Origin of the sequence: uncultured Xanthomarina sp. (assembly GCF_963971605.1) — a bacterium.
GTDB classification, from domain to species: Bacteria; Bacteroidota; Bacteroidia; order Flavobacteriales; family Flavobacteriaceae; genus Xanthomarina; species Xanthomarina gelatinilytica.
The window spans coordinates 1-13,738 of record NZ_CAXATZ010000029.1; the positions used below are offsets into that span (position 1 = coordinate 1).

7 protein-coding genes are annotated in these 13,738 nt (G+C 37.0%); all 7 read right to left on the minus strand.

Going from position 1 to position 13,738, the window contains the following annotated elements; genetic code table 11:
* On the minus strand, window positions 1-1,765 hold a 1,765-nt coding region (locus AACY93_RS10405), incomplete at its 3' end, for an OmpA family protein (protein WP_339611908.1).
* A gap of 54 nt (window positions 1,766-1,819) precedes the next feature.
* Window positions 1,820-2,728, minus strand: coding sequence for a type IX secretion system membrane protein PorP/SprF (locus tag AACY93_RS10410; RefSeq protein ID WP_007646760.1), 909 nt, complete (start codon window positions 2,726-2,728; stop codon window positions 1,820-1,822).
* A gap of 23 nt (window positions 2,729-2,751) precedes the next feature.
* A complete protein-coding gene (locus AACY93_RS10415) occupies window positions 2,752-8,283 on the minus strand; it encodes a gliding motility-associated C-terminal domain-containing protein (protein ID WP_286852901.1) in 5,532 nt (1,843 codons plus the stop codon).
* A gap of 235 nt (window positions 8,284-8,518) precedes the next feature.
* A complete protein-coding gene (locus AACY93_RS10420) occupies window positions 8,519-9,556 on the minus strand; it encodes an aldo/keto reductase (protein WP_286852900.1) in 1,038 nt (345 codons plus the stop codon).
* A gap of 45 nt (window positions 9,557-9,601) precedes the next feature.
* Window positions 9,602-11,779, minus strand: a complete 2,178-nt coding sequence (locus AACY93_RS10425; protein WP_286852899.1) for a tetratricopeptide repeat protein — start codon at window positions 11,777-11,779, stop codon at window positions 9,602-9,604.
* A gap of 93 nt (window positions 11,780-11,872) precedes the next feature.
* Entirely contained in the window at window positions 11,873-12,832 is a 960-nt protein-coding gene (locus AACY93_RS10430) for an OmpA family protein (RefSeq protein WP_286852898.1), read from the minus strand.
* Window positions 12,833-12,863: 31 nt separating this feature from the next.
* Entirely contained in the window at window positions 12,864-13,637 is a 774-nt protein-coding gene (locus AACY93_RS10435) for an exodeoxyribonuclease III (RefSeq protein ID WP_286852897.1), read from the minus strand.
* Window positions 13,638-13,738 lie beyond the last annotated feature (101 nt).

A 13,738-nucleotide genomic window follows, 5' to 3' on the forward strand; every position in this document is an offset into this window, starting at 1 on the left:
AGGTTTCTTTTTCACCTTTACCTATACCAGATATTCTGCTGGCATCAATACCTTTTGAAATTACGTATTGAACGGTAGATTTTGCACGTCTGTCAGAAAGCCTTTCGTTGTAGCTTGCAGAACCTCTACTATCTGTATGGGATTCTGCTACAATTACCATGTCTGGGTATTTGGACATAACAGCCACCAATTTATCCAATTCAAAAGCTCCTTGTTCCGTTATATTGGATTTGTCAAATTCAAAGTAGATTGGATTTAAAACCACTTTGTCTTTAACTATTATCACCTCAATCGGATCTAAATTAAGCTGCACTAAAGCTTGTTTCTCTTTGCTTCCGGAGTAAGTTACCGAGTTTGCCAGATAGTCTTTTAAAACGCCTGAAATCTCCAAGGTTTTATCGCAAGAAACCTTGTAATTAACCTGTCCATCTTTATTGGATGTTTCAGTAGCTACTACACGACCATTGGCATCTTTAATGGTCACGGCAACTCCAGCCAAAGGATTGTTTGTTTTATTGTCTACAACAGTAGTTACAACATTTACGATACATGGTTCAATACGTTTAAGACCATAAATATCGTCGCTGCCTTTTCCTCCTGGACGGTTTGAAGACACATAACCTTCGCCAGTTTCTTCATTAATGGTAAATGCTAAATCGTCTGAGTTACTGTTTACAGGTACTCCAGCGTTTACTACGTTTCCAGATTCCGTTGTATGGAACACATCTAAACCTCCTAAGCCTAAATGCCCATTGGATGAGAAATATAGAATACCTTTATCACTAATAAAAGGGAACATTTCTTGTCCTTCTGTATTTATTTTATTTCCTAAGTTTTCAGGTTGACCCAAAGTACCATTGTCGTTAATGGCTACTTTGTAGATGTCAAACAATCCAAAACCTCCAGGCATATCAGATGCAAAATATAAGGTTTTTCCATCTTTGCTTACAGAAGGGTTTTTAACAGAATATTCTTTGTTGTTTATGGATAATGGTTGCACATTTACCCAAGACTCTCCATCTTTTGTGGCTTTAAATAAATACAGCAAACTTTTTTTGGTTTTTGCTTCTTTATTTTTTTCAAAATCTCCTTCAGCAAAACTTTCCCTGGAAAAGTACATGGTATTTCCATCTGGACTAAAAGAAACCAAGCCTTCATGGTATCTGGTGTTAATACCAGATACAGCTTGAGCTTCTATACCTTCAGCATCGCCACCAACAGCTACACGATAAATGTCTAAGAAAGGCTCTTCGTTCCATCCATAATCTCTTCTGGATTGATTTCTGGCTGAAGAGAAATAAAGATTTCCATCTTTAACAGTTCCTCCAAAATCTGTATATTCTGAATTGAACTCAAGAGATTTGATATCATATAGTTTTTCTCCTTCCAAAATCCCTGGAATATAATCTGGATTTGTTTTAAAAGCTTTGGCTCTGTCGTCTTTAGGTTTAGCATCAGCAAATTTCTTCATCCATTTATTGGATTCATCATATTTTCCATTTGCTTTTAGCATTTGCGAGTATTTGTACATCATTTCTGGATCTTGATCAGATTCCAATGCTTTTGCATACCAGCGTTCAGCTTCTTGGGTACTGAAGATGTTATAATTGGCTTCAGCCAATTGGGCATAAACATAAGCATCTCCTTTGCCATCTTCAACCAGTTTGTTGTAAGCTTCAATGGCCTCTACAAATTCAAATTTATTAAAATGCTTATCGGCATTTTGTGTGTCTTTGTTTTGAGCAGTTAAACTTAAACTACTCATTAATAAAAGTGTAAAAAATATATTTAATTTTTTCATAATGTTTAGCTTAAGTAATTAGAAATAACGAGGTGAACGTGAAACTTTCTTTAACAGAGGAATATCGAAATTGATAAAAACCTCATGTGATGCAGAAGTAGCTATATCTAAGTCTGAAACAACACTATCGTAAGCATAACCAACTCTTAGGTTAGGTGTAATTAAGAAATTTACCATGGCACTAAAAGAGTCTTCTAAACGATATCCAACACCTACTTCAACTAAATCGTACATAAACACATTGGCATTGATGTCAAAACTAACAGGCGCATCAAAAGCCATTTTGAACATAGTATGTGGTTTTAATTTAAAATTTTCAGACAAACTGAACACATAACCTGCAGCTGCAAAGAGGTGTTGCGTTTCTGAACCAATTTTATAACCATTGGCATCTAAATGTACCGAGTTTAACATGTTGGGCATGGAAACAGATACGTAGTACTTGTTAGGTTGGTATAAATAGACACCAGCACCAATATTAGGGGTTACTTCGTTAACATCGCTTTGTAAAAATGGGTCGTCTGCGTCAATAACATCCAATCCAGTTAATCCAATATCGTGGAAAGTAGCACCAGCTTTAATACCAAAGGCTAATTTATGCTCACCACCCAAAGGCAAGGTATACGAGAAATCAGCATAAACGTTGTTCTCTTTTACAGGGCCTATTTCGTCTGTAATAAATGATAGTCCAATACCAACTCTTTTACCTACAGGTGCACTCACGTTAAAAGTGCCTGTATTTGGTGAGCCGTCTAAACCAACCCATTGGCTTCTGTATAAAAGCCCAATGGCTACTCCGTCGTAGGACCCAGCATAAGCTGGGTTTACAACGTTCATATTATACATATACTGTGTGTATTGAGGGTCTTGTTGTGCCTGCATTTGTAATGCAAACAAGAATACGAGAATGATATATATTTTTTTCATTATTAAAATTTGGTTGTGTTAGTTTACTTTTCTCTATTAATATATAACCAAGCTGATTTTACTTCATTGCCTTCGTATTTCATGACATAGAAATACGTTCCAGTTGGTAATTCATCTCCATTATCAGATATTCCTTCAAATTCGTTAGAATAATTAGATTTACTGTAAACCTTAATACCATTTCTATTAAAGATTTCTAGGCTACTAACTTGATAGCCAGATAAGTCAAATGTGTCGTTTTTACCGTCTTTATTAGGGGTAATAACTTGTTGAATGACGCAAGGATCTGTAGTAACTGTCTCTATACTGCTTACTGGACAAGGACCAGATGTAGTATATTCAATAGTGTATGTTGTACCAGAAGTAACATTTGTAACCTCTCCAGTTACTGCATCAATGGTAGCTCCATCTGTTGGTATAGGGTTCAATGCAAAAGTACCATCTGCATCGCCATACACTTCAGAAACAATTTTTATAGTCGCTCCATCACAAGTAGATGTTGCTGTAAAAGTGGCATCCTCTTCATCAGGAACTGTAACTGTTTGTGCCAGTGTCATAGGACAAATTCCAGCAGTTGTATATTCTACTGTATATTCTGTTCCAGGAACACCATTGGTAATCTCACCTGTAACAGGATCAATGACGGCACCATCTGTAGCATTGAAAGTAAATGTTCCTCCAGTATCTCCTTCTATATAGGCTATAGCCCCTGTACAGGTTGCTGTTAATGTAAATGATGGATCATCATTTAAATCTGCAGAAATCATAAATTGGAAAGTGCTATAACATGTTGTTCCTAGTCCAACTGCATCAATATCTTCAACCCTTACATATATTATTTGTGGGTTTGTGACATTTGTATATGGAGAACTAAGAGCTGTTGTTGTATCTCCAGCGTCAGCTTCAGCCTGTGAAGCATAATAAGTTACTGAGTAATCTGTGCCCAATTCTCCGTTAAGGATAATTGCGGTTTGAGATTCTAAATCGAATTCCGTAAAACCATCATCATCACACACCACCATATCATTAGGTTGTGCAGCAAATGCAGTATCATTAAACAGGTTAATGGTTATGATTTCAGATTGAGAGTCCCCATCACAGACATCACCACGAGCTACAACAAAATACTGTCCAGACTCAGTTGCTTGAAATGAAGGAACGGATGTGGTAGTTTGATAGAATCCATTCATATACCAATCATATTCGTCTGCATAAGGCGAGTCTGCAATGATGGTCACACTAGATTCCCCACAAAAATCGATTGTATCGGGCGCAGTGACATCTATGCCTCCCACTTCTTCTATCACAACATCACAAACCACTTCACAATTGGTACCACCTGTTGGCCCACTGTCTTGACTAAAGGTGTATGTTCCTGCATCTTGAGAGTAATTGGTAATTAATATAATAAATATGTCTCCTGCTTGCACATTATTAAGTGTTACCGTTTCAGACGCTGTTGCAGAATAACTACAATCTGCTTCATTCTCAGGTAATAACTGGAAACATCCTCCATCTTGACTGTTAAAAGGCCCCCAGACAATAAAGTCAATATCAATTGGGTTGCCATTTAGATCTACTTGATCGAGAGAGAATTGGTAATCTCCTGGTAAATCAAATAAAATTGTATTCCATTGTGGGTCTGGCTGCGTGAATAGACAACCATAATCTAAATAATCTGGAGCTACTTGATCTCCAACCACACTTGGATAAGATAATCCAGCACATATTGGTAAGGCATCTAAACAGAATGTCGGACAAGATGAGGTAAAGGTAGGACTAATAATAGTACAATCGGTATTTTGCTCATTGATTAAACTCATGGTTATATCCTGATCTAAAGCAAACGGCCCAATTATATATGTGCCAACATCTGTAATTTGTTGATTTAAATTAGGGTCAACATTATTTGATATTAGTAAAGTGGTTGCATCTCCAACACTTGTTACATCAACTTCTACAAATACTTGGGAATTGTCACAATCTTCAGTCATAGTAAACGTCGCTTCAGGCAGTGTACAAGTTAGTTGTTGTATGTCTACAGTAAAATCTAAAGTCACACCCCAACTTCCATTGTAACAAGGATTAGGTGTAGCTTGTCCAAAATCGGCAGTACCTATTCTCATTATATGTTGCCCAATAGGAGCAGAAGCAGGCATTGTAAACGACGCATTAAGTGTATTTGGATTACCAGTACCAGATTCTCCTGAGTATACTAATTCTGAAGGCTCGAAAACAAAGTTGTCATTAAAGTCTATCCAGATATGAGCATCGTATGTAATACCTGTTTCAAATGTAATTTGAACATTGGTTAGTATTCCTGCAAAAGCATTAACTGGTGTTGCTGTATGGTCTTCATAGGTAACATCACCAAAACTTGGAAAATCTGTAGTTACTATTTGTACGTTTCCTACACCGTTTCCATCGTTACTTGTTGGTACAGATTCACAATAGCCAGTAAAGAAAGTACCAGCTCCAGCCCAATTACTTACACCATCTACAGAACCACAATCAGCTTGCACATAAAAATCGTAGTTCGTATTGGCTGTTAAACCAGATACTATATGTGGGTTTGATACTCCAGTTTCTGTTGGTGTTCCCGTTGGAGGTGTACCAGCAGGAACCACTTCAATGTTCCATAGAGTTTCTGTTCCTGAAGCAGTCCAGCTTAACTCTACTGAAGTATAAGAAAGAACAGTAGCATTTAAGTTAATTGGTTTAAAACAAGTTGGTGCTTCATCAAAACCAACATCGTCTATTAAAATATCATTGTAATAAGCTGTGCCAGGACTGTTTGTGCTTATGGTGAATCTAGCCTGTACAGGCCCTGTTATGGAGTAAGTTGAAATGTCAATAATTATGTCATTCCATCCTCCAGAAGATCCTTGAAGGGTATATACGTTATACCAAGCAGCTCCATCATTAAACTCAACTTCTATGGTATTATAGCTGTTATCGTCGCTATTTTCACTAAAAATTGAAAACAATAATGCTGGTGTAGTAAGAGGAGATACATCAATTAAAGGAGTAGTCAGTGTACTTACCGTATTTGAAGTACCAGAACCATCAATCCATGCATAATTAGTTCCTCCACCTACAGTGTTATCTCCAGCATCAGCAGCATCGTAATCTGCACCTGTGCTGTAATTCCAGTTTTCATCTCCAGATTCAGTCCAGCAATTTGGTGTACTTGAATCGTCAAAAGGCTCTACAAAAGGAGCAACAAAAATATCACAAGCTGTAGTAAATGTAAAAGGTCCAGACCAAATACTTGTTCCGTTATTTCCACAATCAGCTTGTACATAAAAATCATAATCTGTTGCTGCCGTTAAACCTGAAACTGTATGCGGATTTGAAACGCCAGATTCTGTTGGTGTTCCGGTAGGGGTCGTGCCTGCTGGTACAACCTCTATGTTCCAAAGTGCAGTAGAACCAGATTGAATCCAGCTTAATTCAGCAGAGTTTGGTGTTTCGTTTGTAGCACTAAGCTGAGATGGTTCAGGACATGTTGGGATTGATCTTACCCATAAATTGTCAAAAAACACATCCACATCTTCAGGGTCGTTAACAGTGCCTTCAGATGCCCAAACTGCAAACTGAACGACACTACCACTATATGCAGTTAGGTCAAATACATAATGACTTCCAGTAGCACTAAATACAGACGAGTTATCCCATGTTACCATTGCGGTCCATGTTGCACCAGCATCTGTGGAAATTAAAAATTGTACTTGATCGTCACTTCCTAAAGTACCAGCGACAGTTGTACTGTTCCAATTCATAACGGCAAAATCAAATTCCACTTGGAAAGGACCACCTGTTAAATCAATTTGAGGAGATAATATCCAATCACTTTTGCTTGCAGCATATAAATTAATTTTATAAGCGCCTGTAGTGCCATTATTAAGGTAGCCATCTGCAACCCATGATCCAGCACCTAAGTTCTGTGGACCAGAAGTTGGGTCACCAGCATCTGCTTCATCCCAACAGTTGGCTGGAATTGTAGTGAAATCTTCTAAATAATCTGGTACATATACGTCGCATAAAGTAGTGACAGTAACTGGGCCAGCCCAGCCGCTAGTACCATCTGTACCACAATCTGCTTGGACATAGAAATCGTAAGCGGTAACAGCTGTCAACCCTTGAGCAACATGCGGATTTGTAACTCCTGTTTCAGTTGGCGTGCCAGTTGGAGGTGTTCCAGCTGGTACCACCTCAATATTCCAAAGTGTTTCAGAACCAGCTGCTACCCAACCAAATTCAACATTATTGGCTGAAAGTGCGTTGGCAGATAAACTTACAGGTGTAAAGCAAGAAGGTGCTTCATCAAAACCTATATCGTCTAACAATATATCATTATAAAAAGCGGATCCAGTACTGTTGGTATTAATAGTAAATCTTACTTGTACTGGATTTGAAGTGTTGTAAGAAGATAAGTCAATTATAATATTACTCCATCCTCCTGAAGGGCCTTGCTGAGTGTAAACATTTGTCCAAGTATTCCCATCATTAAATTCGGCTGTAATTGTGTTGAATGTGTTATCATCACTATTTTCACTAAAAACAGAGAATAATAATGCAGGAGAGGTTAAGGTTGATATATCAACTAAAGGAGATGTTAAGGTGCTAATGGTGTTTCCAGCTCCAGAACCGTCAATCCATGCATAATTTGTTCCTCCACCAGTAGTATGGTCTCCTGCAGTCCCAGCATCATAATCGCCGTTGGTATTGTATATCCATGCTTCATCTCCAGTTTCTGTCCAACAATTTGGGGTGCTGGTTGCTGCAAATGTTTCAACAAATGGAGCAGAAAAAATATCACAAGCTGTTGTAAAAGCAATAGGTCCTACCCATGTGCTAACGCCGTCTGTAGCTCCACAATCTGCTTGAATGTAAAAATCATAATCTGTAGCTTGAGTGAGGCCTGAAACAGTATGAGGATTGGATACGCCTGTTTCTGTAGGTGTACCCGTTGGAGCTGTTCCAGCAGGCACCACTTCAATATTCCATAAGGTTTCAGCACCTCCAGGATTCCAGCTTAAAGTTGCTGAGACATTAGTTGCCATGTCAACCATTATATTGGTTGGTACAGGACAAGTTGGTTGTAAATGTAATGTCACTTCAATGTTGGACCAATCTGCAGATGAACCACCATAGGACTGGTTCATAACAATGTCTAGAAGCCCATCTACAGAAGGGTCATAAACACTGGTGAAGGAGCCTTCAAAAGTTAGTGTTGTACTGTTACCACTACTACCTCCTCCTGCAGTTGCTGGGTCTATAAGTACAGAACCAGCAGAGGTGATCACAGTTAAATCGGCTTCGCTTGACCAAGCATTGTTTGTGCTTATCCAGTCAGCTGTAATTGTAAAACTGTCGTAAAGCCCAGCAGTTACTCCTCCAGTATTTCCTGCATCATTAACATTAACCGTCACAGGTGTACCACTTGCAACAGCATATGGTCCTGCATCAATAGGGAATGAAAATTGAGAAAAAACTGAAAATGAAGTTAAAAAAGCAATACTAATGCATAGTAAAGATGTAATTTTTTTCATTTTTAATTAATAGGTTAGTTAATTTAATGTAAGTGTTTAATAGTTAATGTATTAAACTTTTGTTGATTTAGAATATTAAGAAAACCTCATGCCATCTTAGCAGATTCTAAAAACCTAAATTATAAAAAATCTTATTCACAAGTCAATTAACATATACTTAATAGACAAACGGCCTTTTTCTTCGGTGAATTGAGTTAATTTAGCATAGAATTTGCAGTTTACTCCATTCTATAAATTATGGAGCAGGATTTGGTATTTCAGCGTGTATTTCTTCAATGGAGTTTAAGATGTCTTTATTTAAAGAAAGATGAATACTTTCAATATTTTCTTTTAATTGTTTTAGACTAGTAGCGCCTATTATATTGCTGGTAACAAAAGGTTGCTGACTTACAAAAGCCAATGCCATTTGTGCCAGGGAAAGGTTGTGTTCTTGAGCAATTTTAAGATATTTTTTAGTGGCTTCTGTGGATTTTTTTGAGCTATATCTTGAGAACCTGGGAAATAGTTTTAATCTGGAATTATCTGATGCAGTGCCTTGAACATATTTTCCAGACAACACGCCAAAGGCCATAGGTGAATATGCTAAAAGACCAATGTTTTCCCTGAGTGAGATTTCTGCCATATCACCTTCAAAAACCCGATTCAACAACGAATATGCATTTTGTATGGTTATCATTCTTGGCAAATTATTGGTTTTGGATTCTTCTAAATATCTCATGGTTCCCCAAGCTTTTTCATTGGAAATCCCAATATGACGAATTTTCCCTTCTTTAATGATGCCGTCTAAGGTATGTAATATGTCATTGAAATTATCTGTCCATGAGTCTTCTGGATTATGTTTGTAATCCCTAATGCCAAAAGTATTGGTCTGCCTTTCGGGCCAATGTAGTTGGTATAAATCTATATAATCTGTTTGTAACCGTTTTAAGCTCTTGTTTACAGCATCTTTTAAAGCATTTTGACTAAATCCGTTGGTTCTTATATGAGCTGTGTAATCTCCAGGGCCAGCAATTTTGGTAGCTAAAACAACCTTATCCCTATTTCCGGTCTTTTTAAACCAATTTCCAATAATTTGTTCTGTTCTGGAATAGGTTTCTGCTGTGGCAGGAACAGGATATAATTCGGCACAATCAAAAAAATTGATGCCTTTTTCTGTGGCTAAATCCATTTGTGCAAACCCTTCTTCCTGGGTGTTTTGATTTCCCCATGTCATGGTTCCTAAACAGAGTTTGCTTACTTTAATATTGGTATGGGGTAATGTGGTGTATGTCATCTGTATGTTTAAATTTCTTGGAATTAAAACTAATTTATAGAGCGATTAATGGATATTCCCAGTTGGACTGTTCAGCTTTTGCATGATTTTTTGTGAAGCTTCTATTTGTCCTTGATCTTTATATAACAAAGCTAAAAGATAAAGGTAATCTGGATTGTTTGCTTCCATTTTCAATGCTTTTTTAATGGTTTCTTCGCCTTCTTCAAATTTTTTATTTTGATAATAGTAGGTAGCAAGATTATAAAGGTATCTTGAGTTTGAGGGCTCCAAGACAATAGCCTTTTTCAAATCTTTTATGGCAATTGCGTGTTGCTCCAACTCAAAGTACAGTAGCGCTCTTAGATAATAAGCCCTTCCTAAATCTGGGCTTTTATCAATTAAAATATTTAATATATCCAAAGCCTCATCAGGTTTTCCATCAATGCTATAACAACTGGCTAAATTAGTGTACACAGGAATTAATAAACTGTCTTTTTTTAGAGCTATACGATAATGTTTAATGGCATTTTTTATATCGTTAGTTTGAAAATAGTAATCTCCCAACTGCATGCGTCCTGTTGAAAAATCGGCATTGCTGAAAAGCATCTCTTCCAATTCTGTTCTGGATTTGCTTATCCCACTAACATCTATGTTTGTTAAAGTGCTTAGGTCTAGATCCAATAATAATTGCGCAGCTCCAATTCGAACCAGTTTGGTAGTGTCGTTTGTGTGTTTTAGGGCAATGGCAGTTCTGTCCTCAAGACTTAAACCTCTAAATTTTTGTAATGCTGCAAACCTCACCATAGGGGAAGCATCGTTTAATCCTTTAATCAATGCGTTGTATTGCTTGGATTCGGTTATTTGTACATTGTCAATTACAGAGGCTCTTGCAATGGCTGGATAGTTTAAATCGTTAATAAAAACATCTAATGCATCCCGTTCTTTTTGGGAGAGTTTATTTTTAGCACTTACTAATAATGCATCTGAAAAATGAGCTTCTCTTTTGGCTCCATACCATTCTACCACTTTGTTGGCAGCCCAGGTGTTCGATTTATCTGCATGGCAAGTGTTACAGGCATTTGGTGTTCCATAAGTCACACTTTGGTCCGGTCTAGGCACTCTAAAACTATGGTCTCTTCTAAAATCAATTCCCATATAGGTAACTCCAGTCATATGACAATTGATACATTGTGCACCTTCAGAATTTTGAGGATGGAAATGATGCGATGGCTCATTGTAGTTCGGTTCATGACATTGCATGCATAAATTGTTGCCTACTTCCTTTAATTTTAGGGAATGGGCATCATGGCAATCGGTACAAGTAACATCATTATGATACATTTTACTTTGTAGGAAAGATCCATATACATAATCTTCTTCTAAAATCTGTCCATCACCATGATAAAATTCTTGTGATAGGTTTTGAAGTAGATATTGGTCTTCAAAATGAGTTCCAGGAACTAGGTTTTGAGTGAGTTTGGCACGTCTGGAATGACATGGAGCACACATATTCATTTGTGAAAATTGCGATTTTCCTGCAATAATATATTTGTTGTTATGAAGCGAATCCTGTATGTTTTTTGCCCAATTTACGTGTTTTTCTGCAGGACCATGACAGCTTTCGCAGCTTACATTTATTGAAGACCAAGTTGTGTTAAATCGGTCTTCATCTACATTGTAATTTTTTTTAAGATTTGTGGAATGGCATTCGGCGCACATGGTGTTCCAGTTTTGGGAACTTTGTGTCCAATGCATCCAATCATGAGGATCCAAAGTGTCTCCCGAATATTGATGATACCATTGATTTTTTTCTGCATCCCAAGTGACACGTAGCACTTGTTTTTTGCCCTTGTCAAAATCCACTAAGTATTGTTGCAAAGGTCTAACGCCAAAAGTGTAGCTTATTTTGTAATCCTTAACAGAACCGTCAACTTCGGTAATGTTAACCATGAAATCCGAATCTTTTTTGCTAAAGACATACTTTATGCCATCCAGGGTTATTTGCACATCATTAAAATTTCCCAGAACCGTTTTGTCTGTTGCTTCTTGCATGGCCAAATCATGATCGGAACCTGTCCAAGTCTCCAAAACGTTTTTATGGCAAGAGGCACATTGTTCATCTCCTACATAACCATCTTTGTGAACTGAAACAATGGCTTGAGTGTCAATATAGGTTTCTTTTTTTGAACTGTTAGAACATGATACAAAAAGTAAAATTATAACAACCAAAAAAAGATGTTTCATAAAAAAACTAAAAAGTTAATATCCTATATAAGGCTGCAATTTAAAAATAACTAATTAAAAAAACGCGATTCTTTGGAAATCGCGTTTAAAAAATTAAATATCGTTAAGCAATTTGGTCAATTCATCCAGTTTTGGAGTTAAAACCACTTCAATACGTCTGTTTTTTGCTTTGCCTTCAGAGGTTTCATTTGAGGCAATAGGTGCATACTCACCACGTCCTGCTGCAGTTAGGTTTTCTGGTTTTATATTAGGGTTTTCCCTTAAAATTTCAACAATGGCAGTGGCACGTTTGGTTGATAAATCCCAATTTCCTTTTAAGGTGCCATTTCCGGAATAAGGCACATTGTCTGTATGGCCTTCAATTAAAACATTGATGTCTGGATTGTCTGCCAGTACGCTTCCCAGTTGTTTTACGGCCTTTTTTCCTTCAATACCAACAGCCCAACTTCCAGATTCAAACAATAATTTGTTTTCCATAGACACATAAACCTTTCCATCACGCTGAACAACGGTTAGACCTTTTCCTTCAAAATCCACCAAAGCTCTGGAAATGGCATTTTTTAATTCGGTCATGGCTGCATCTTTGGCTGCAATTAGGCTTTCTAATTCTGCTACACGATTGGAACGGGCTTCCAACTCTTTTTTCAAAGTTTCCAGTCTGGCATTTTCGGTTTCAAGGGCTTGTTCTTTGTCTTCCAATTGGGCTAACAACTCTCTGTTTTTTTGAACATTTTCTGCTATGGCAGAGGAGCTGTTTTTTTCCAGAGCATCATAAGATGCTTTTAAGTTTTCCAGGTTTGCTTTGGTAGCCTTGTAATCGACTTGAAGCTTGTCTCGTTCTGCAATGGCTTCTTCATAAGCTTTTTGCAACTGGTCCAATTCGTTTTGTGCAGCATTTTTAGCACTCAATAAATTTTCATTGTCGGTTTTTAGCTCCCTGTTTTCCTCTTTTAATGTGGCATATTTGTTTTCCAAGTCTTTATAGACCTTTGGAGAGACGCAAGAACTTGCCAACACTGTGGAAAAAGCTACAATTAAGATTCTATTTTTCATGTTTAATATTTGGGTTGTTTTTGTTAAAGCTTTAAGATGTTTTGTTGGTTTCTATTTCTACCAAAATAGGACAATGATCGCTATGTACAGCATCTGTAAGTATAACGGCTCTTTTTATCTTTTCTTGTAGAGGTTTGGAGACCATGGTATAATCAATACGCCATCCCTTGTTATTGGCTCTGGCATTGGCACGATAGCTCCACCAACTATATTCTTGTTTTTCAGGATGTAAAAATCGGTAGGCATCTATAAAGTCGTTGTCTATAAATTCTCCAATCCATGCGCGTTCTTCTGGTAAAAATCCAGAAACACCTTTCATTTTAGGATTATGGATGTCTATCTCTTCATGACAAATATTATAATCTCCACAAATAACCAAATTAGGAATGTCTTCTTTTAACTTGTTCACATAGTTTTGAAACATGTCCATATAATCAAATTTGTGTTGCAGTCGTGCATCATTGGTACCGGAAGGTAAATACAGGCTCATAACAGAAAGGTCATTAAAATCTGCACGAAGGTTTCTACCTTCAAGGTCCATAGATTCGATTCCTGTGCCAAATTCTACGTGATTGGGTTTTATTTTGGATAAAATGGCTACGCCACTATAACCTTTTTTTTGGGCACTAAACCAATAGTGATAGGTGTAACCTGCTTCTTCAAAAACGTTTACATCCAATTGGTCTTCCATGGCCTTTATTTCCTGTAAACAAATAACATCTGGATTTGCTGCTTTTAACCATTCTATAAATCCTTTATTTAATGCAGCTCTAATGCCATTCACATTATAAGAAATAATTTTCATATCTGTTTTTTTAATTTTTTTAATGTTGTGTAATAAAACAATTATCCCTCCTTATTAAATTAGGTGAGTTAATTTCAGCTAAAATAAATAATGCTTTACAT

Excerpts from the sequence above, each read along its gene's own strand:
- AACY93_RS10410 (WP_007646760.1), bottom strand. The coding sequence starts at position 2,728 with ATGAAAAAAATATATATCATTCTCGTATTCTTGTTTGCATTACAAATG.
- AACY93_RS10415 (WP_286852901.1), bottom strand. The coding sequence starts at position 8,283 with ATGAAAAAAATTACATCTTTACTATGCATTAGTATTGCTTTTTTAACT.
- AACY93_RS10420 (WP_286852900.1), bottom strand. The coding sequence starts at position 9,556 with ATGACATACACCACATTACCCCATACCAATATTAAAGTAAGCAAACTC.
- AACY93_RS10425 (WP_286852899.1), bottom strand. The coding sequence starts at position 11,779 with ATGAAACATCTTTTTTTGGTTGTTATAATTTTACTTTTTGTATCATGT.
- AACY93_RS10430 (WP_286852898.1), bottom strand. The coding sequence starts at position 12,832 with ATGAAAAATAGAATCTTAATTGTAGCTTTTTCCACAGTGTTGGCAAGT.
- AACY93_RS10435 (WP_286852897.1), bottom strand. The coding sequence starts at position 13,637 with ATGAAAATTATTTCTTATAATGTGAATGGCATTAGAGCTGCATTAAAT.